At 67.2% G+C, this 19,770-nt stretch carries 15 protein-coding genes and 1 pseudogene; 6 read left to right on the plus strand and 10 right to left on the minus strand.

The annotated features are described in order from the left end of the window. Positions 1 to 243 precede the first annotated feature (243 nt). Positions 244 to 1,542: a hypothetical protein gene (locus ACVWZ8_RS09465; protein ID WP_456504482.1), complete on the plus strand. Its 1,299-nt coding sequence runs from the start codon at positions 244 to 246 to the stop codon at positions 1,540 to 1,542. Between the two features lie 144 nt (positions 1,543 to 1,686). Then, complete coding sequence (locus ACVWZ8_RS09470) at positions 1,687 to 4,314, plus strand: trehalase-like domain-containing protein (protein ID WP_456504483.1); 2,628 nt, start codon at positions 1,687 to 1,689, stop codon at positions 4,312 to 4,314. 28 nt (positions 4,315 to 4,342) lie between these two features. Here ACVWZ8_RS09470 and ACVWZ8_RS09475 read toward each other — a convergent pair whose 3' ends face one another. The 4 genes and pseudogenes from ACVWZ8_RS09475 to ACVWZ8_RS09490 form a co-directional block, all read right to left on the minus strand. Then, complete coding sequence (locus ACVWZ8_RS09475) at positions 4,343 to 5,407, minus strand: GmrSD restriction endonuclease domain-containing protein (protein ID WP_456504484.1); 1,065 nt, start codon at positions 5,405 to 5,407, stop codon at positions 4,343 to 4,345. 65 nt (positions 5,408 to 5,472) lie between these two features. Continuing rightward, positions 5,473 to 5,611 (minus strand): annotated as a pseudogene (locus tag ACVWZ8_RS09480) (AEC family transporter); the annotation flags it as partial. 39 nt (positions 5,612 to 5,650) lie between these two features. Then, complete coding sequence (panD, locus tag ACVWZ8_RS09485) at positions 5,651 to 6,079, minus strand: aspartate 1-decarboxylase (RefSeq protein WP_456504485.1); 429 nt, start codon at positions 6,077 to 6,079, stop codon at positions 5,651 to 5,653. 97 nt (positions 6,080 to 6,176) lie between these two features. Continuing rightward, positions 6,177 to 7,100: a LysR family transcriptional regulator gene (locus tag ACVWZ8_RS09490; RefSeq protein ID WP_456504486.1), complete on the minus strand. Its 924-nt coding sequence runs from the start codon at positions 7,098 to 7,100 to the stop codon at positions 6,177 to 6,179. Positions 7,101 to 7,241: 141 nt separating this feature from the next. Here ACVWZ8_RS09490 and ACVWZ8_RS09495 point away from each other — a divergent pair, with 141 nt between their 5' ends. Continuing rightward, complete coding sequence (locus ACVWZ8_RS09495; RefSeq protein ID WP_456504487.1) at positions 7,242 to 8,705, plus strand: amino acid permease; 1,464 nt, start codon at positions 7,242 to 7,244, stop codon at positions 8,703 to 8,705. A gap of 305 nt (positions 8,706 to 9,010) precedes the next feature. Further along, positions 9,011 to 12,544, plus strand: a complete 3,534-nt coding sequence (locus ACVWZ8_RS09500; RefSeq protein WP_456504488.1) for a proline dehydrogenase family protein — start codon at positions 9,011 to 9,013, stop codon at positions 12,542 to 12,544. A gap of 94 nt (positions 12,545 to 12,638) precedes the next feature. On the opposite strand, the gene ACVWZ8_RS09505 is transcribed toward ACVWZ8_RS09500, so the two are convergent. Continuing rightward, positions 12,639 to 12,998 (minus strand): hypothetical protein, encoded by a 360-nt coding sequence (locus ACVWZ8_RS09505; protein WP_426979571.1) that lies wholly within the window; start codon positions 12,996 to 12,998, stop codon positions 12,639 to 12,641. Positions 12,999 to 13,241: 243 nt separating this feature from the next. Continuing rightward, positions 13,242 to 14,096: a LysR family transcriptional regulator gene (locus ACVWZ8_RS09510; RefSeq protein ID WP_456504489.1), complete on the minus strand. Its 855-nt coding sequence runs from the start codon at positions 14,094 to 14,096 to the stop codon at positions 13,242 to 13,244. A 140-nt stretch (positions 14,097 to 14,236) separates the two neighbouring features. Here ACVWZ8_RS09510 and ACVWZ8_RS09515 point away from each other — a divergent pair, with 140 nt between their 5' ends. Further along, complete coding sequence (locus ACVWZ8_RS09515) at positions 14,237 to 15,637, plus strand: MFS transporter (protein WP_456504490.1); 1,401 nt, start codon at positions 14,237 to 14,239, stop codon at positions 15,635 to 15,637. Positions 15,638 to 15,662: 25 nt separating this feature from the next. On the opposite strand, the gene ACVWZ8_RS09520 is transcribed toward ACVWZ8_RS09515, so the two are convergent. From ACVWZ8_RS09520 to ACVWZ8_RS09535, 4 genes are read right to left on the minus strand one after another with little or no spacing between them, the layout of a single operon-like run. Then, complete coding sequence (locus tag ACVWZ8_RS09520; RefSeq protein ID WP_456504491.1) at positions 15,663 to 15,866, minus strand: redoxin domain-containing protein; 204 nt, start codon at positions 15,864 to 15,866, stop codon at positions 15,663 to 15,665. Between the two features lie 30 nt (positions 15,867 to 15,896). Beyond that, positions 15,897 to 16,727, minus strand: coding sequence for a copper homeostasis protein CutC (locus ACVWZ8_RS09525; protein WP_456504492.1), 831 nt, complete (start codon positions 16,725 to 16,727; stop codon positions 15,897 to 15,899). 3 nt (positions 16,728 to 16,730) lie between these two features. After that, entirely contained in the window at positions 16,731 to 18,254 is a 1,524-nt protein-coding gene (locus tag ACVWZ8_RS09530) for a M81 family metallopeptidase (RefSeq protein ID WP_456504493.1), read from the minus strand. A gap of 28 nt (positions 18,255 to 18,282) precedes the next feature. Next, positions 18,283 to 19,476 (minus strand): ROK family protein, encoded by a 1,194-nt coding sequence (locus ACVWZ8_RS09535; RefSeq protein ID WP_456504494.1) that lies wholly within the window; start codon positions 19,474 to 19,476, stop codon positions 18,283 to 18,285. Between ACVWZ8_RS09535 and ACVWZ8_RS09540 the strand changes: the two genes are divergently transcribed. Beyond that, the gene (locus ACVWZ8_RS09540) at positions 19,475 to 19,759 is read left to right on the plus strand and encodes a hypothetical protein (RefSeq protein ID WP_456504495.1); all 285 of its coding nucleotides are present in this window, start codon (positions 19,475 to 19,477) and stop codon (positions 19,757 to 19,759) included. The genes ACVWZ8_RS09535 and ACVWZ8_RS09540 overlap by 2 nt on opposite strands. The last annotated feature ends 11 nt before the right edge of the window (positions 19,760 to 19,770 follow it).

Here is a 19,770-nt window from a genome sequence, read left to right on the forward strand (position 1 = left end):
CCGGTGCCGGACGGAAAAATCGTTGACTTCATGAGTGGGCGACCCTACGGTTAAGCCCACCAGGGCGTCGGCTGTGTCCGGTGCTAGCTTAAAAAGCATTCGTTAAACCATGCATTCGTTAAACCATGCAGTCGTCAGACCCCGCAGTCGTTAGACCCGCATTCCGGGATAGATTAGAAAAAGCCAGGGGCAAACTTGAAGATCAAGGCCACCGCTGCAGCCACTGTGATGACCCTGTTAGTCATGGCCGGCCTCATCCAAGGCGCCTCGTCGCAGGCATCTCTCGACGGTCCGTCGCCGGCACCGGTCGCCGGAACGAACTATTACCTCAGCGATGCCGGCGACGACAGCAATGTCGGGACGTCGGTTGACGCCCCCTGGAAATCGATTTCGAAGATCAACGACACCGTTTTGGAGCCGGGGGACTCCGTCAGCTTCCGCCGGGGTGACACCTGGAACGGCGGTGTTGTTGTCAACCAAAGCGGAACGACTCGAGCGTCAATCACCCTGAACAGCTATGGAAGCGGAAGTCCTCCGACGATCGTGGTGGGGCAGTCAGGAAACTGCGTCAGGGTGAATGGCAACTTCATCACGGTGGACGGATTGCGCGCAGAGGGATGCGGCTACGCGGGATTCGGCATTTACGGTGACAATGGCGTCGTGAAAAATGTCGTTGCCGTAAACAATGCGGCAGGCATCCAGGTGGGCAACGGCTCCGATTTCGGCAACTATATGAATAACACCCTGACTGACAACAACATCATGAACGTGAACACGCCGGGGGCAGGCTGCGGAACCCGTGCCGCCGTCGACTGCAACGACGATTCGGGAGCATTCGGGGTGCTCATCAATGGCAACGACAACGAATTTTCCGGCAACGTCATCACAGGTTCCACCGCGGTCTCCTACGATTTCAGCCACGACGGCAGCGCCTTTGAAATCTTTAACGGCAGCCGCAACAGAATCCACCACAACGTCTCAGTAGACAACAATGTCTTTTCCGAGATCGGCCGCTCTATTGGAACCGCTGACGATAACGTCTACAGCTACAACCTCATTCGGGCGAGCTGCGGCGCCGAGTGTTCCCAGGCCACCGGCCTGATCGCCCGCGGCCCAACTTCTTCCTTTGGCCCGACCAACGGCACCGTCTTTGAACACAACACCGTCTGGCTGGACGGGCCGGAATCCAAGGCCGTGGTCTGCCATGCATCGTGCCCCTCCTCGACGGTCATCAGGGCGAACATCCTGGTGGGAGCGAGTAACTCCCTGTGGATGGACGGCTCCGGCTGGACCGAGCAGCAGAACGTACTCAACGGCCCCACCAATATTTCCCCGAGCGCCAGCTCGAGCACCGCTCCGGCGCGGTTTGTGGACGCGCCTGCTGACCTGCACCTGTCCAGTACGAGCCCCGCAATAGACCGGGGCGGCACCAGTCCCATCGGCCTGGACCTCTCCGGGCAATTGCTGCCGCAAAACGGGGACTGCGTAGGTACAAGCGCTCCCGATTCGGGTGCGTACGAGTACGACTCCCCGAACTGCTAGCAGCGGGGATGCGGCGGCTGCAGACGTTACATAGCTGCAACAGCGGGGACACCTGGGGGAAATGGTGCCGGGAGGATACTGGAGATACGTCCTTTACGGACGATTTTCTTGCAGGCATTGGGGACTATCCGAAGGACTCAGCCCATGCCCACCCCGCTCAACCAGTCCCTCGCTGACTCTGCCCTCCTGACCAAATCACTGCCGCTGGGCCTGCTCCGCGCCTTTGTACAGACCAATGCCGCCGACGACGGCCTGACACCGAAGCTGCTTGCGGAGCTCAAGATCCTGGCCCGCACGCCGGGGTTGCTCGTGGCCTGCAACTATGGCGGAACGCTGTGCGCCGCGGAAGGCGTTTCCACCGAAACCCTCCCGCTGGCCAGCGCCGCGATCGCGTTCCGTGCGCTCGCCGCCCTCCCTAACACGCACGCGGCCGTCATCTCGGGGAGGTCCCTGCGCGATCTGGCCGCCGTCTCGCGGCTCCCCGCCGAGGTGCATCTTGTCGGCTCCCATGGCGCCGAGTTCGACATGGGTTATGCCCACGGACTGTCGCTGGCCACCGAATCCGTGCTGCAGCAAACCAGCCAGGCTCTCGCCGAAACCATTGGGGCCTACCGCGGCATCACCCTCGAACGGAAGCCGGTGGCAGTGGCCGTCCACACGAACAGCGCCACGCCGGAGGTGGCGGCCAAGGCTGCCGCAAAGGCGGAGCAGATTGCCCGGGCGCACGGGCTGTCCTTCATCGTGGACGGCTCGGTGCTGGACCTGTCCGTGGTGGAACCGTCCAAAGCCTCCGCACTGGAGCACCTCCGGTCCATGCTGGGTGTGAGCGCGGCCCTGTTCGCCGGGGACGCTGCCAGTGATGAGCTCGCGATGGCCACCCTGCGCGGGCCGGACATGGGCCTGCGGGTGGGGGAGGGCCCGACGCTGGCCTCGCACCGGCTGCGGGACCCTGAGTCCTTCGCCCGGGTACTGGCCATCCTCTTTGAACTGCGGCGTGCCTGGCTTTTCGGGGAGGACGCCGTCGGCCTGGAGCGGCTTTCTCTGATCGGCAACGGTTCGTCCACGGCACTCATTACCCCGGACGCCAAGATCTGTTGGATGAGCCACCCGCTGCCGGACTCGGGGTCGCTGTTTGCCCATCTGCTCGGCGGGGACGCGGCTGGGCACTTCTCCGTGGAACCGGTGAAGGCCTCGCAGGTCCTGGGCCAGCGGTACGTGGACAGCACCATGATCGTCGAAACGCGCTGGGCCGACGTCACAGTCACCGACTACCTGGAACCCGCGCCGGAAGGGATCACCAGCCTGGTCCGGGTGCTCTCCGGCACCGGAACGGCGAGGATCATCTTCGCACCCCGGCCGGACTACGCCAATGCGCCCTTCAGCATGGAAGCGCGCGGTGCGGAGGTGCACGTCGTGGGCACCGCGGACCCGATCATCCTGCTGGCAGCGGGCGTCGGCTTTGCCATCACCTCGGATGGCCGCCATGCCACCGCCACGGCCGACGTTGAGCTCCGCCACGGCCCCGTGGTGCTCAACCTGCGCTGCGGCGACACGGAACCGCAGCCCGCGGAGCCGCCGGACGAAAACTCGCGCCGCACCGCCGTCGCACATAGCTCGCGGCGTTGGGTGCAGGGGCTGGAGCTGCCGTCCGTGAAGCCGTCCCTGGTCCGGCGCTCGGCGCTGGTGCTGCACGCGCTGGTCCACGAGCCGACCGGCGCGGTACTGGCCGCGCCCACCACCTCGCTGCCGGAAGGGATCGGCGGCACACGGAACTGGGACTACCGGTATTGCTGGCTCCGGGACGGTTCCATGAGCGTCAACGCCCTCGTGGACCTCGGCTCGACGGCGGAAGCGGAGGGCTTTCTGGACTGGCTGGGGCGGATCCTGGCCAACGCACCGGGGCCCGAATGGCTGCATCCGCTGTACTCTGTGACCGGGGCGCCGCTGTCCACTGAGGCCATTATCGAGAGCCTGCCCGGGTACGCGGGGTCCCGCCCTGTGCGGATCGGCAACGCCGCGGACCATCAGGTGCAGCTGGACGTGTTCGGGCCGATCGCGGAGCTGATCGATGCACTGGGCAAGCGGAACGGTGCCATGTCGGATGCGCACTGGGAGCTCATGGTCCAGATGGCCGCAGCCGTCCTGGCCCGCTGGCGCGAGGCGGACCACGGCATCTGGGAGGCCCGCCGGGCGCCCCGGCACCACGTCTACACCAAGGTGATGTGCTGGGTGACGCTGGACCGGGCGCTGCGGGCGGCAGCCCGCCACGGCCAGACGCCGCTGCCGGACTGGGAGCCGACGGCCGCCGCCATCCGCGAGGAGGTCCTGTGTGAGGGCTGGGACGAGACCGCGGCGTCTTACACTGTCGCCTACGATAGCCCGGACCTGGATGCGGCCGTACTGCACATCGGCCTCTCCGGGCTGCTCGATGTGAGCGACCAGCGATTCCTGGACACGGTCACCGCTGTGGAGCGGGAACTGCGGGTGGGCCCCACGGTGTTCCGGTACCGGTACGACGACGGCCTGCCGGGGCTGGAGGGTGGGTTCCACATCTGCACCACCTGGCTGATCGAAGCCTATGTTGCTGTGGGGCGGATCGACGAGGCCTGGGACCTCTTCGACCAGCTCGTGAACCTTTTCGGGCCGACCGGGCTGCTGCCGGAGGAATACGATCCGGGAACCGAAACGCACCTCGGCAACCATCCCCAGGCCTACTCACACCTGGGCTTCATCCGCTGCGCCCGTTTGCTGGACGGGCTGCCGAGGAACTAGGCGTCGACAAGGCTGCGGAAGCGGCACGCTACTCGCAGGCGACGCCGTCGCCGTCGCGGTCCAGCTTGCTGCTGTAGCCCGGCTGGCCCGTCCGGATGGGGGCGGCTCCGGCCGCACGGACCGCGGAGCAGTTCGCGTAATAGACGGCGGCCGGAGCCGCCTGAACTACCGCCGCGGCAGCGGGCGCTGCCGGGGGCGCTTCCGCTGCCGGTGGCGAGGCCTCCTGGTTCGTAGGCGCCAGGGCGCCCGGGCAGTCGCCCAGGACGCGTGCCATCGCATCGTGCTCGGCCTGGGTCACCCACAAGGCATAGCTGGACTTGACCGAGATCTGGCGGGCCACGTAGGCGCAACGGAAGGATTTGTTCGGCGGCAGCCAGGTGGCTGCGTCGCCGTCGCTCTTCCGGAGGTTGGTGGGGCCGTCCACCGCCAGCAGGTTCAGGGGATCGTTGGCGAAGGACAGGCGCTGGGCCGGGCCGAGCTGCTGCGCACCCTTCTGCCAGGCGTCGCTGAGGGCGACGACGTGGTCGATCTGCACTGCTGTGCTGGTGCTGTTGCCGCGGAGGAAGTTGATGAGGGCCGACGTATAGGGGTCGTTCAGGATGCCGGACAAAACAACGCAGTCCCGCGTGCCGGGCTTGAGGGCAACGGCGGAGAGGTCTCGGCGGAGCATGTCGTTGCGGGTGTCACAGCCGTTGCGGTCGACGTCGGCCCAGGCCTGGCCGAACTGATCGCGCGAGTATCCGGTCTTCGGCGCCCGGCCCTTGATGGGCAGCGTCGCGAGCACTTCGAGGGCCTTGCTGGCGTAGGCCGGCTGCGGGTGCGGGGCGTTCGTGCCGGCGAGGGCGACGCCGGGGGTGGTCTCCGGGTCCAGCGGGGCGCCATCGGATGCCGTCGTCGTCGGCGCGGCCACGGCAGCCGGGGACGTGCTGGCGGCGGAACTCCTGACGGCGGCCGCAGGAGCGGCCTCGGGGCCGGCGCACGCGGTCGAGGAAACGAGCAGCAGCCCGGCCAGGCCGCAGGCGATCCAGTCGATGGCCCCCGGTCCGCGCCGTGCAGTGTGCGATCGGACGCGGCGTGAATGGACGCTGTTCAATTGTCTCCCCAGTGCGAGCGTGTGTCCGGGCCGAACCCCGGCCGGTCACAGCCTACCGGCGGGTGTCAGGCGAGGAGCAGGGCCACGCCGATCATGGCCGGCACCGCCACTACAAATCGTGATCAGCACGGTGTCCTTGGCTACGGTGAGGCCGGTCTGGTAGCGGCTCGCGGCGACGAACACGTTCTGCGCCGTGGGCAGGGCCCGGTCACGGCCGGCATCGGCCAGCCGGCCGAGACGCCGTCAGTTCAGCGACGCGTTGTTCAGCGCGTGCGGCGGCCGCATCAGCCCGGGCGCGTGGCCCTCCGCCGGATCATTGCCGATCTGGACGATTTTGTTGTCCTTGTCCACATGGACGACCTTGGGGCTGTAGGCCTTGGCCTCTTCCGTGGTCATCTGAGCATAGGTGATGAGGATGACGATGTCGTTCTCATGCATGAGGTGGGCGGCGGCGCCGTTGATCCCGATCACCCCTGTTCCGCGCTCGCCGGCGATCGTGTAGGTCTCCAGCCGGGCGCCGTTGGTGACGTCGACAATTGCCACGAGCTCACCGGGGAGGATGTCGGCGGCCTCCAGCAGATCCAGGTCCACGGTGACGGAACCGACATAGTGGAGGTCCGCGTGTGTGACCGTGGCGCGGTGGATCTTGGACTTGAATATTGTTCGATTCATAAGGTCACCAGTCTAGCGCCGGGCCGGCAGTAGCGCTGTGAGCCAGCGAACACCGCCGCCCCGTTGGCGGGCCGACGCCGGATGGTCGGCCGAGCGCTCAGTCCGACGCCGGCCCGGTTGCCCGGGAAATGGACGCGGCGGTCTCGGCAAGGATCTCGCGGGCGGCCAGAATGGCGGGCCGCGTGGCACTCGAGCGCCGCACGGACGTGAAGACTGTGCGGTGCGGATCGCCAGGGAGACTGATCAGCTTGGCAGCCGTGCCCCTTCCGGTCCAGACGAGGTCCGGCATCAGGGCCACCGCGTTGCCCGATTCGATCAGCCGGATCTGCGCCTGCAGGTCCGCTGTCTCGAAACGGACGTCGGGTTCGAATCCCGCGCTGCGGCAGGCCTGTTCGGCCCAGTGACGCGACGCCGCGCCACGCGGCTCCATCACCCAGGCCAGCTCGGCGGTATCGGCCAGGGAGGTGATCGGGGGCCTATTGGTCGACGGCGGCGGAACGGCGAGCCGGATCGCGTCGGTTGTCAGCCGGATGCGGTCCAGCTCGGCGTAGCGGGGCGCCGCATGGCCGGGATACTGCTCGGCGATGACGAGGTCGAAGTCCCGGGCCCACGTCTCATGGAGGGCCGTTTCGGGTTCCCGCTGCGTCATTTCGATCCGGACCTCGGGGTAACTCGAGGACATCCGGGTGAGTGCATCGGGCATCAGCGCCAACGCCGCCGACTGGAAGACGGCAATCCGCACGGTCCCGGTCACCGTGGTGAGCGACGCCGCCAGATCCGCCTCCGCCTGCTCCAAGGTCTCCAGCAACTGGGCCGTGTGCGCCACCAGGACTTCGGCCTGAGGCGTCAGCTGGACGCGGCGCCCGGTCTTCCTGAGAAGCTCAACCCCGGCCTCCTTTTCCAGCAGCGCCAGCTGCTGCGAGACCGACGACGGGCTGTATTGGAGCGCCTCGGCGACCTCCGCCAGGGTGCCCCGGATTTTCAGTTCACGCAGCAGGCGCAAGCGCCGGACGTCGAGCATCGCGATCCTTTGTGAATTCTAATGGTTATTGATTAGGAGAAGTCACTTTATCTAATGCAACCGTGCTTGCATACTGTTGTCACTGAGTAACCCCCATCACAGGGCGGATTGATGGGCACCACATCTGACCAGGAGTCCTTGATGAGCACAAAAGATCTGACCCAGTCGATCATGAGGCGCAAGCCCATCGACGACATCGAAGAAGAGAACAAACACAGCGGATTGTTCAAGAGCCTCGGGCTCTGGCAGCTGACAGCCATCGGCGTCGGCGGCATCATCGGCGTCGGCATCTTCTCCCTGGCGGGTCTCGTGGCCCACGGCAGCGCGTCGGAACCCGGCGTCGGCCCGGCGGTGCTGTTCTCGTTCCTGATCGCGGGCCTCGCCTCGGCGGCTGCCGCGCTGTCCTACGCGGAATTTGCGGGCATGATCCCGCGGGCAGGCTCCGCCTACACCTATGGCTACGTGGCGCTGGGCGAGGTGATCGGATGGTTCATCGGCTGGGACCTGCTGCTCGAGTACATCGCCATTGTGGCCGTGGTGGCGATCGGCATTTCCGGTTACTTCGACGCGTTCCTCTCCGGCATCGGCCTCCACATGCCCGTCTGGATGACGTCGACGGCGGATGAGGGCACGGGCGGCGTCGTGAACGTTCCGGCGATCGTGGTCTGCCTCATCGTGACCTGGATCCTGTCCCGCGGCACCAAGACCTTCGGACGGTTCGAGCTCGTGGCCGTGGCGATTAAGGTCGTCCTGATCCTGTTCATCATCGGCCTCGGTCTCTTCTACATCAACACGAATAACTACAACCCGTTCATGCCCAGCGGCTTCGGCCCGGTCCTTGCAGGCTCCGCCACCGTGTTCTTCGCCGTGTTCGGCTACGACGCCATGAGCACCGCCGCGGAGGAAGCGACCGACGGCAAGAAGCACATGCCGAAGGCCATCATCCTCTCCCTGATCGTCGCCATGCTCCTGTATGTCGCCGCCACTTTGGTGCTCACGGGGATGCAGAACTACCAGGACATCGACCCCAAGGCCGGGTTCGCCTCCGCGTTCAACGGCGTGGGCCTGCCCGTCATCGCGACCATCATCTCCGTCTTTGCCGTGCTGTCCATCCTGACCGTGATGCTCACCTTCCTGCTCGGTGTCACCCGCGTCTGGTTCTCGATGAGCCGCGACGGGCTGCTCCCCGGCTGGTTCGCCAAGACGGACCGCCACGGCACCCCGCAGCGCGTCACCTGGATCGCCGGGGTCGCCGCGGCCCTGCTGGCCGGCGTCTTCCCGATCAAGGCCGTCGCGGACCTGACCAACATCGGCATCCTGGCCGCGTTCGTCGTCGTATGTCTGTCGGTGATCATTTTCCGGTACAAGAAGCCGGACGCCCCGCGCACGTTCCGGCTGCCGCTTATGCCGCTGGTACCCGCCTTTGGCATGCTTGCCTCCGGGTTCCTGATGATCCAGCTGCACTGGGAGACCTGGCTGCGCTTCGGAGTATGGCTCGTTATCGGTCTGGTGATCTACTTCAGCTACGGCCGCAAGCACTCGCTGATGAACCCGGACAGCCCGCGGCACGAAGAGATCGTGGAGATGCACCGCCCCATCGGCTAGCACTGCCATCTAGCCATTTTCGGCAGGCTCAACACCCCTCACCCGCCTTGCGCTATCACCTACGGCCCCTATCCAGAGCTCTTGGGGACCGTACGTGATAGCGCATCCGGGATCGGTGGGTGTTGGGCATGCCGAGAGCTGTTTAACGGCCGTTTCGCGCCAGATGTCCGACCGTTCGGACAGCAGCCCAAACGTTCGAGTTTTCTAACTTGTATTGCTTAGAAATCATCGCTTTATCTTACGAAAATCCGGTCGCATACTGATTCAAGAACGGTCCACATTTTGAGAAAGAACGAGTGCCAGCCATGACCAACATTTCAACGGAGTCCGGCGTGACCAACGGCTGCGCCGCAGGCAACGAAGCCACGCATGCCCCCGCCTCGGAAGGCTCCCCGGTCATTGAAGCCGCAGCCCTCGCCGAGGACACCACCGCACTGGTCCGCCACTGGCTCGCCGAAGCCGCCAAGGTCCCCGTTGATGCCTCGGCCGAGCAGCTCGCCGGCGTCCTGAAGGACCCGAACGGCCTCGACTTCACGGTCGGGTTCGTCGACGGCGTCGTCCGGCCCGAAGACCTGCAGGTCGCCGCCCGCAACCTCGCCGCCCTGGCGCCGAAGGTCCCGGCTTTCCTGCCCTGGTACATGCGCAGCGCCGTCCGCCTCGGCGGCACCATGGCCCCGGTCCTGCCGCAGGTGGTCATCCCGATCGCCCGCCGGGTGCTCCGCGACATGGTCGGCCACCTCATTGTCGACGCGACCGACGCCAAGCTGGGTCCGGCCATCGCCAAGATCCGCAAGGACGGCATCAAGCTGAACGTCAACCTCCTCGGCGAGGCCGTCCTCGGCGAACACGAGGCCTCCCGCCGGCTCGAGGGCACGCACACCCTGCTGTCCCGGCCCGACGTCGACTACGTCTCGATCAAGGTCTCCTCCACAGTGGCCCCGCACTCCGCGTGGGCCTTCGACGAGGCCGTGGAGCACGTCGTGGAGAAGCTCACCCCGCTCTTCACCCGCGCCGCCTCCTTCCCCAAAGCGAAGTTCATCAACCTGGACATGGAGGAATACAAGGACCTGGACATGACCATCGCGGTCTTCACCCGGATCCTGGACAAGCCGGAATTCAAGAACCTCGAGGCCGGCATCGTGCTGCAGGCCTACCTCCCGGACGCCCTCGCCGCCATGATCCGCCTGCAGGACTGGGCCGCCGCCCGCCGCGCCGACGGCGGCGCCGCGATCAAGGTCCGCGTCGTCAAGGGCGCCAACCTGCCGATGGAGCAGGTTGAAGCCTCCCTGCACGACTGGCCGCTCGCCACGTGGGGCACCAAGCAGGACTCGGACACCAACTACAAGCGGGTCATCAACTACTCGCTGCACCCGGACCGGATCGGCAACATCCGGATCGGCGTCGCCGGCCACAACCTCTTCGACATCGCCTTCGCCTGGCTGCTGGCCAAGCAGCGCGGCGTGGAGTCCGGCATCGAGTTCGAGATGCTGCTCGGGATGGCCCAGGGCCAGGCCGAGGCCGTCAAGAAGGACGTCGGCTCCCTCCTGCTCTACACCCCTGTGGTCCACCCCGCCGAGTTCGACGTCGCGATCGCCTACCTGATCCGCCGGCTCGAGGAAGGCGCCAGCCAGGACAACTTCATGTCCGCCGTCTTCGAACTCAGTGAGAACGAATCCCTCTTCGAGCGTGAGAAGCAGCGCTTCCTCGCCTCGCTCGCCCAGCTCGACGACGAGGTCCCGCCGCCCAACCGCCGGCAGAACCGCAGCCTCCCGGCCGCGCCGATGCCCCACGCCGATCAGCCACAACGCAGTTTCGAAAACACCCCGGACACCGACCCCTCGCTGCCCGCCAACCGCGACTGGGGCCGCGCCATCCTGGGCCGCGTCACCACTTCCACACTCGGCAACGCCGCCGTGGACGCCGCCACCATCAACGACGCCGCAACCCTCAACACCGTGATCGAAACCGCGGTGGAGAGCGGCAAGGCCTGGGGCGCGCTCTCCGGCGCCCAGCGTGCGGCGATCCTGCACCGCGCCGGCGACGTGCTTGAAGCCCGCCGCGAAGACCTGCTCGAGGTCATGGCCAGCGAGACCGGCAAGACCATCGACCAGGGCGACCCCGAGGTCAGCGAAGCCGTGGACTTCGCGCACTACTACGCCGAGTCCGCCCGCAGGCTCGACGACGTCGACGGCGCCACCTTCGTTCCGGCGAAGCTCACCGTGGTGACCCCGCCGTGGAACTTCCCGGTGGCCATCCCGGCCGGCTCCACGCTCGCGGCCCTCGCCGCCGGCTCCGCCGTCGTGATCAAGCCCGCCAAGCAGGCCCGCCGCAGCGGCGCCGTGATGATCGAGGCCCTCTGGGAAGCCGGGGTGCCCCGCGAGGTGCTCACCATGGTCCAGCTGGGCGAGCGTGAGCTCGGCCAGCAGCTGATCTCCCACCCCGCGGTGGACCGGGTCATCCTGACCGGCGGCTACGAGACCGCCGAGCTGTTCCGCTCCTTCCGCAAGGATCTGCCCCTGCTGGCCGAGACGAGCGGCAAGAACGCCATCATCGTCACCCCGAGCGCGGACCTGGACCTCGCAGCCAAGGACGTCGCGTACTCCGCCTTCGGCCACGCCGGCCAGAAGTGCTCCGCCGCCTCGCTGGTGATCCTCGTCGGCTCCGTTGCCAAATCGAGGCGTTTCCATAACCAGCTGATCGACGCCGTCACCTCGCTGAAGGTCGGCTACCCCGAGGATCCCGCCAGCCAGATGGGTCCGATCATCGAACCCGCAAACGGCAAGCTCCTCAACGCGCTCACCACCCTGGGCGAGGGCGAAAGCTGGGCCGTCGAGCCCCGGAAGCTCGATGTTTCCGGCAAGCTCTGGAGCCCCGGCGTCCGTTACGGCGTCCGGCGCGGGTCCTACTTCCACCTCACCGAGTTCTTCGGCCCCGTGCTGGGCGTCATGACCGCGGACACCCTGGAGGAAGCCATCGCCATCCAGAACCAGATCGACTACGGCCTCACGTCCGGCCTGCACTCGCTCAACACCGAAGAGCTGGGGATCTGGCTGGACACCGTCCAGGCCGGCAACCTCTACGTCAACCGCGGCATCACCGGTGCCATCGTCCAGCGCCAGCCCTTCGGCGGCTGGAAGAAATCCGCCGTCGGCGCCGGCACCAAGGCCGGCGGGCCCAACTACCTCGTCGGGCTCGGCGAATGGACCAGCAAAGCCAGCACGGCTGGTGCAACCCCGGCGCACGCCGGTGTCCGCCGGATCGAAAACGCGGCCAAGTCCTTCCTGGTTGCCGAGGAACTGCAGATGCTGCAGCGCGCGCTGGCCTCCGACGCGATGGCCTGGGCCGAGGAGTTCGGCACCGCCAAGGACGTCTCCGGCCTGAGCGCCGAACGCAACATCTTCCGGTACCGGGCACTGCCGGTCACGGTGCGCCTCTCCGAAGGAGAACCGCTCGCCTACCTGATCCGGACTGTGGCTGCCGGCGTGCAGGCGGGATCCACGCTGACGGTGTCCACCGCCGTCGAACTCCCCGACCGGCTGGGCGCCGTGCTGTCCGGTCTCGGCATCGCCGTCACCGTGGAGAACGACGCCGAGTGGCTGGCGACCGCCGGCAGCCTTGCCGAGGCGGGCAAGCTGTCCGGTGGCCGGATCCGGCTGATCGGCGGAGATGCGCAGGCCCTGGCCGAAGCCACCGGCGGCCGTCCGGACGTGGCGATCTACGTCCACCCGGTCACCGAGGCCGGCCGCGTTGAGCTGTTGCCGTTCCTGCACGAACAGGCCATCAGCATCACGGCGCACCGCTTCGGCACCCCGAACTACATCTCGGACGCGCTCATCTAGCCCGCTCCCAGCCAGAAAAAGCATGAGCCGGGCGGCCACCCTCCAATGGTGGCCGCCCGGCTCATGTAGTTCTTGGGGCTCGCTGGTTCGGGACTCAGCCGAAATACCAGCCCGGCGGCACCCAGGAAGCCGGCACCGCGTGGGCGGAGAAGTCGTCGCAGCCGGAGCAGAAATAAGTGACCTCACCCAGCCGGCTGACGGAGCTGTCCCGTCGCTGCGTTGCCGGGACAAAAGTCTCGAGGTAGATGAATTCGTCGGTCCCGCAGCGTTCGCAGTAGGGGCTACCTACGAAGTCGGCATCCGCCGGGGAGACTCGGTGTGTGTCGCGGCGGCCCCGGCCAGCGTGCTGGCCGGCGGCGCTGTGGTGCCGTGCCGGAGTCAGCGGACGCACCGGCGTGAGTGCGCGGTCAGCCGAAGCTGCGGGAGCATGTGGGCGGTTTATGGCTGTCGTCATTGTCGGCCTTCCCGAACGCCGCCGGTACCGCTGCCGAAAGGCAGACGCGCAAGGAAGCGTTCGTTTTTCGAATGGTTGTCATTTTCGAATCGTTGTCATGGGCCACTGCTTGACATTCAACGTTCTTAGGATAGGTCACGTACTGCGTGCGATCAATGGTCCGGGTAAGTACGCCTTCCGAGTAGGTACACCGTCAGTACCCGTACTTTTCTGCCTGCCAGGCGGCACCGGCCGGGCGGATCCTCAGGCGGAGCGCTTGAGGGCCCGCCCCACGATCGCCTGGGTGAGGGCGTCAATCACCGCGGTATTGGCCAGCGGGTTGCGGATCAGGGTGAAGTCGACGTCGCCCACGGGCGGCAGGTCGAAACGCCGCGTGATGACCAACAGGTCATCCGGGACCAGGGAGGACGGCATCACGGCGACGCCGATTCCCGCCCGGACTGCCGCGAGCACTCCGCTGATCTGGCGTGTGGTGCAGGTGATCCGCCAGGTCCGGCCGGAGGACTCCAGTGCGTCAATGGCGAGTTTCCGGCTCAGGCTCGGCGACGGGTAGGCAATCAGCGGTACCGACTCGGCCGGATCGAGCACGGTCTGCTCCAGGCCCACCCAGGCGAAGGAATCCTGCTGGACCACTGTGCCGTCCTTCGCGCCGGCGACCCACTTGACGAAGACGAGGTCCAGCTGGCCGGCGTTGAGCCGCTTGTAGAGCTGGTCGCTCTGGCCCACGGTCAGTTCCAGGTTGATCTGGGGGTAGACCTGGCGGAACTCCCGGAGGATCCGCGGGAGCCCCGTGATGGCCAGGTCGTCTGCGGTCCCGAACCGCAGGCGTCCGCGCATGGCGGATCCGGAGAAGTAGCGGGAGGCGGCGTCGTGCGCGGAGAGGATGCTGCGGGCAAATCCGGCCATCGCGTCGCCGTTGTCCGTCAGGCGCACATCGCGGGTGTCGCGCGCCACGAGGACGCGCTTCGCGGCGGCCTCTAGCTTGCGGACATGCTGGCTCACGGTCGGCTGTGCGAGGCCCAGGCGTTCGGCGGCCTTGGTGAAGCTCAGGGTTTCGGCGACAGCCAGGAAGGAACGGAGCTGGGCGGGTTCGAACATGCGGACTCCTGGCCGGGCGGCACATGGGCGCCGCATTGCGTTTCGTAATGCGAGTTATGCGGAGAATATGCTTCCGCAATCTGTCCGGGCCAGCTTAGCGTTAAGGCATCCCCGCACACCCGCTCCCTTGAGGACTATTCGTGGCACCCCCTCCGCCGTTACAGGCCAACGCGACCCCACTACCGGACACCATCACGCAGCCGATCGCCGTCGTCACCCAGCGCCTCCCGTGGCGCCACACGTTCATTTCCCTGAGGGTCCGGAATTTCCGCATCTTCGCGATCGGCCACTTCATCGCCGTGATCGCCCTCTGGATGCAGCGGATCGCCCAGGACTGGCTGGTCCTGGAGCTCTCGGGCTCCGTCACCGCCGTCGGCATCACTGTGGCGCTGCAGTTCCTGCCCTCGCTGTTCCTCGGGCCGTGGGCGGGGATGATCGCGGACCGCTTCGCGAAGCGGAGGATCCTGATGCTGTGCCAGTCCGCGGCCGCCGGGCTTGCGGCAATCCTCGCGGTGCTGGCACTGACCCAGCGGATCGAAGTCTGGCACGTCTACGCGATTGCACTGGCCTTGGGGTTGGTCACGGTGCTGGACCAGCCGGCCCGGCAGGTCTTTGTCAATGAACTCGTGGGCCCGCTGTACCTGCGGAACGCCATCAGTGTGAACTCCACGACCTTCCAGCTCGGCGGCCTGATCGGCCCGGCAGTCGCCGGGCTGCTGCTCACGGCGGTGGGTGCCGGCTGGGCTTTCGCCGCCAACGCCGTGGCGTGCTGCTCCACGGTCGCGATGCTGCTCACCCTGCGGAAGGACGAGTTGCACATCAGCGCTCCCGTCCCCAAGCGCAAGGGCATGCTCCGGGAGGGGTTGAATTACGCGCTCAGCAAGCCCACCATTTACTGGCCCTGGCTCATGGCCGGCTTCGTCGCCGTGTTCGCGATGAGCCTGCCGGTGCTGCTGGCCGCATTTGCGGACCATGTGTACGACGTCGGCGCCGGCGGCTACGGCCTGCTGAACGCGCTGGTGGCACTGGGCGCGCTGGCCGGGGCGATCACCTCTGCGCGGCGGCGCGAACTGCGGCTGCGCTCGGTGATGCTGGGCGCAGGCATGTACGGGCTCATGCTCTGCCTCGCGGCCCTCGCGCCGTCCATGGCGTGGTTCGGCGCGGCCATGGTGCTGGCCGGTTTCTGGTGCCTGATGTTCCTGACCGCAGCCAACCAGCTGGTCCAGATCAGTTCCAACATGGCCATCCGCGGCCGGGTGATGAGCCTGTACATCATGGTGCTGATCGGCGGCCAGGCAATCGGCGGACCGCTGATCGGCTGGCTGGCCGAGCACGTCGACCCGCCCACCGCCATTCTGGTCTCCGGCGGGGTGCCGGCGCTCGCCGCGGCGACGGTCGCCGTCGTGCTGGCGCGGCGGGGCCAGCTGATGCTCAAGGTGGACCTGAAGGACCGGCGGCGGCTTGTGCGCATTGTCCGCAAGGGCGCCGGCCAAGGGCGGGGGGAGCGCCGGGGCGGGCGGCCTGCGGCCGCCACACACTAGTCTTTCCGTAGTTCTTCTTCTCGTCTCAGGCGCCGTAGGCGTCGGCCACCGCTTGGTCCTCGTCCGAGCGCAGCGGGAACGTCAGCTCCTCTTTGCCGGCGAACTTGGCCAGCTTTTCCACGGGATCGGGGGAGATGCTCAGCACCTCGGCGAGGCTGTGCAGCGCTCCGGTGGAATCTGCCAGGGTGAAGGCAGGGGCCGTTTCGCCGGCGGTCAGGCGCTGGGACATGAAAGCTCCTAGAAATGTCTTTCGATGGCATCAACAATCAACGAACCGGATGCCAAGTCTCCCTCCCAGTTTGTGGTCAGACGCCGGCCCCGGAGACCGTCGGGCGGCGCTGACGGCAGCCACTGCCTCCGCCACGATCCGTGCATCCGTCCCGAATTGCGCACCGCCGTCGGCGGATCCCAGCGGGAGCACGTAGCCGGCCGCCGGCTGCTGGACGGCCTTCGCGGAGAGGTGCACGGCGTCAACACCCACGATGGCCGCCAGGTGCCCAATGTCGCCCACACCGACGCCGCCACCGGCCATGATTTCCAGCCGCCCGGCGGCCAGTTCCACCATGCGCCGCAGGACCGTGGAACCCTCGCGGGCCGCTGCCGCCTGCCCCGAGGTCAGGACGCGCTGCACGCCCAGATCCAGCAGGGACGCCATGGCGGCCTCAACGTCGTCGGCCTGGTCGATGGCGCGGTGGAAGGTGATGCAGAGCCCCGGGTCCACATCCCAGGCCGCGGCCATCAGCCGGCGGGTGGCCTCCTTGTCGACGGCACCGCCGCTCTTCAACGTGCCGATGACCACGCCTGCCACGCCCTGGGCGGCGATGGCCCGCAGCTCCAGCGAATAGGTCCGCAGCTCGTCCTCCGAGTAGCAGAAGCCGCCGGCCCGGGGGCGGACCAGCACATGGACGGGCAGGTCCCCGCCGGTGGACGCGGCGACGGCGGCAATGAGCCCCTGCGAGGGCGTCACGCCGCCAAGTTCGAGGGCGGCGCACAGCTCCACCCGGTCCGCGCCGGCCAGTTGGGCCGTGCGGGCACCGGCGGCGCTGGTGACGGCAATCTCCAGGGCCGGCTTCTGTACCAGTGTCTCCACCGTCTATGCCTCCACGGCCACGGCGGCGTTGGCCGCAGGCACCAGCCGCGCGTGCAGGTCGGGAGTGTCCATGGCGGCGTCGAAGGGGTACATCGGCCGGGAAATGCGGTGGTGCCCCAGCCGGAGCAGGTCCTGGTCCACGCCGCCGGGGGTCAGTGCCAGCATCCAGTCGGCGGACATGTCGAAGAGCTCCGGTTCGAGGTAGCCGATCTTCACAATGACGATGTCGCTTCCGCGCGGGTCGAGTCCGTTGCGGGTGAAATCAGCCTCCAGATGGTACGGCTCGCGGACCTGGGTCAGCAGCACGGCCAGGCCTCCGGCGCGCACCACTACCTCGCGGAGCGCCTCGGGATCGCCGGCGTGGAGGTGCTCCACCACGCCGCGCAACCGCACCGGCCCGGCGGGCCCGGCGTCGACAATGGCACCGACCAGCAGATCCACTTCCGCGCCCACGCCGGCCTGCCAGCAGGCCTCGACGGCCGCTGGGTCCGGGATGGAGGCGTAGATGCCGGTGGTTTCCCCGGTGGAAAACTCTTCGCGCTTGAGCAGCTCGCCCAGGGACCACGTGACGTCCCCCGCGCCGCCGGCCGTGGGGTTGTCGCCGGAATCGGAGATGAAATACGGGCGTGCGGAGCTCACCATGGCGGTGTCCAGGCATTCGTAGAGCGTGCCGGTGGGGGCAACAAAGCTGAACTCGTGGCGCCGCTCCCAAAACGCGGCGGCAATCTTTTCGGCGGCGGCCACGATGGTGGCCTCGTCGTCGCCGGTGACCATGACGATGGCCCGGTTGCGCGGCTCATCCGCCCAGGCGTAGCCGATCCAGATGGCCGCATCCAGAACGCCGTCCAGCGCCTCAACCTCCGGCACCATCGCATACAGGCTCTTGGCCGGCTCGATGCGGGTACTGGTCTTCTCCCCGGGCAGCAGCACCGGAACGGGGATCCAGGCCTTGAGCGGGCGGGGGCGGCCGGGCACGGCGAGGCGTTCAAGCAGGTTCCGCACGGACCGTTCCTTGGTGTCGAGGGCATCCTCGTGAGGGGCCATCCGGTAGCAGGTCAGCAGGTCGAGGGCCTCGGCCAGCCGCCAGGAGACATTGCCGTGCAGGTCCATGCCGGTGCTGATGATGACGTCAGGCCCTACCACCTCGCGCACGGCCACCGCCAGGTCGCCCTCGGCGTCGTCCATGCCAATGACGCTCATGGCGCCATGCAGGTCCAGGATCATGCCGTCCAGCGGCCCCGCGGCGGCAAGACCGTCCAGAATCTCCGCCTTGAGCGCAAGGTAGTCGGCCATCGGCACGGGACCGCCGGGGATGCCGCGGCCCTGCAGCACCGGGAACCAGGTGGCGGCCTCGCGCAGTTCTGTGCCCGGGCGCAGGAATTCGTACCTGTCCAGCACATCCGTCCCGCGGCGGGGGTGGAGGTCCGCGGCGGTGGTGACGGCGGGGGAGTAGGTGCTTGCCTCCAGGCTGAGCCCGGCCACGGCGATGCGCGGCAGGGCGGTGGGGGCAGAGAAGGGCTCGTTCATGGTTCCTCCGGAAAGTGGGGTGGACACGCTAGGGCATCTGGGTGTGGGGGTTTTCGAATGCCTGCTGAAGGGCCAGCCGGCCGGTGCCGACCAGGCCGGCGTCCTCGCCGAGCGAGGAGGCCGCAATGGTGAGTTCCTTGGTGACCAGCGGGTGGCAGCCCTCGTAGAGCTGGCTGCGGAAGGCCGCCACAAAGGGCTCCAGGGTGGAGAGCACGCCGTTGAGCAGCACTGCGGTGGGGTTGAAGAAGTTCACGATGGCCGAGACGACGCCGCCCAGGTGCCGGCCGGCGTCGCGCACCAGTCCCGTGGCATCGGGGTCGGCGTCCTCCACCAGGCGGATGACGTCGGCCGTGGTGGAAACCTCAAGCCCGCGGGCCCGCAGCAGCGAGACCACAGCGGCCCCGGAGGCGATGGTCTCCAGGCAGCCCCGGTTGCCGCAGGAACACAGTGTGTCCCCGGCGGCGGGGGTGCGTACATGGGTGATGTCCCCGGCTGCACCGGTGGCGCCGTGGTAGACCTTGCCGTCAATGATGAACCCGGCCCCGATGGCCGTTCCGGCCTTAATGACAATCATCTGGCCGGAGCGAGGGGAACGGGCCGAATATTCGCCCAGCGCCATGGCATTGGCATCGTTTTCGACGGCGACGCCGGTGCGAAAGCGGGCCGCAAGGGTCTCGCCGACGGGGAATCTGTGCCAGCCCGGCATGCGGGAGGGGGAATCGACGCAGCCGGCCGCCACATCCACCGGTCCGGGGAGGGCAACGCCGATGCCGAGCAGGTGCCGGCCGGGGTGTTCGGCCATCAGCGATTCGAAGGCCGCACCGAGCACCTCAAGACCATCCTCCGGGCCGGTGGTGACGTCGAAGTCGATGGCCCGCGATTCCTGGAGGGTGCCGTCCAGGCCCATCACGCCGATCTTGGCATGGCGCCCGCCCATATCGGCACAGAGCACATAGCTGGATTCGCCGCTCACCGCCAGGATCCGGGGGCGGCGTCCGCCGGTGGAGGGTCCCTGGCCGGATTCGGTGATCCAGCCGTTGGCCAGCAGGGTCTGGACCACCAGTGAAATGGACGACGGCGCCATGGCCAGGGCCTCGCCCAGCTCGCCGCGGGAGCGGACGCGCCCGGCGGCGATCAGAGCCAGTGCCTCGCTCTGGACGTCCCGGCCGCGCCGCGGCACGGAGTCGCCGTCCCGTGAAGCGAGAATACTTTTTTCATTCATGAAAGAAGAGGCCTTACTTTGTTCAAACCAGCCGGAATGTTCTGCGGCAAGTCTAGCCACAACTTTGCTGGCTGGGCAGGCCTACAACGAAAGTTTCGCTCCGCCGGGCCGCTGGAGGCGCCCGGCTCGTCACGATGTATGCCGTGATTTTCCCTGTATTTTCAGGGTTTATGACGAGTCGCTGGTCCGGGAAACCGCTGCCGGGAATGTCGGTGCGGAGGAGCTGGAATGCGTTCGGCTTTTGCCAATAATGCAGGAAGATCTTAATTCAAAAAGCAATTGACTTATTTCGAA

This window comes from Arthrobacter sp. UYCu723, assembly GCF_054059215.1.

Excerpts from the sequence above, each read along its gene's own strand:
- ACVWZ8_RS09500 (WP_456504488.1), top strand. The coding sequence starts at position 9,011 with ATGACCAACATTTCAACGGAGTCCGGCGTGACCAACGGCTGCGCCGCA.
- ACVWZ8_RS09505 (WP_426979571.1), bottom strand. The coding sequence starts at position 12,998 with ATGACGACAGCCATAAACCGCCCACATGCTCCCGCAGCTTCGGCTGAC.
- panD (WP_456504485.1), bottom strand. The coding sequence starts at position 6,079 with ATGAATCGAACAATATTCAAGTCCAAGATCCACCGCGCCACGGTCACA.
- ACVWZ8_RS09540 (WP_456504495.1), top strand. The coding sequence starts at position 19,475 with ATGAAAGAAGAGGCCTTACTTTGTTCAAACCAGCCGGAATGTTCTGCG.
- ACVWZ8_RS09490 (WP_456504486.1), bottom strand. The coding sequence starts at position 7,100 with ATGCTCGACGTCCGGCGCTTGCGCCTGCTGCGTGAACTGAAAATCCGG.
- ACVWZ8_RS09465 (WP_456504482.1), top strand. The coding sequence starts at position 244 with ATGGCCGGCCTCATCCAAGGCGCCTCGTCGCAGGCATCTCTCGACGGT.
- ACVWZ8_RS09530 (WP_456504493.1), bottom strand. The coding sequence starts at position 18,254 with ATGAACGAGCCCTTCTCTGCCCCCACCGCCCTGCCGCGCATCGCCGTG.
- ACVWZ8_RS09470 (WP_456504483.1), top strand. The coding sequence starts at position 1,687 with ATGCCCACCCCGCTCAACCAGTCCCTCGCTGACTCTGCCCTCCTGACC.
- ACVWZ8_RS09495 (WP_456504487.1), top strand. The coding sequence starts at position 7,242 with ATGAGCACAAAAGATCTGACCCAGTCGATCATGAGGCGCAAGCCCATC.
- ACVWZ8_RS09510 (WP_456504489.1), bottom strand. The coding sequence starts at position 14,096 with ATGTTCGAACCCGCCCAGCTCCGTTCCTTCCTGGCTGTCGCCGAAACC.
- ACVWZ8_RS09520 (WP_456504491.1), bottom strand. The coding sequence starts at position 15,866 with ATGTCCCAGCGCCTGACCGCCGGCGAAACGGCCCCTGCCTTCACCCTG.
- ACVWZ8_RS09535 (WP_456504494.1), bottom strand. The coding sequence starts at position 19,476 with ATGAATGAAAAAAGTATTCTCGCTTCACGGGACGGCGACTCCGTGCCG.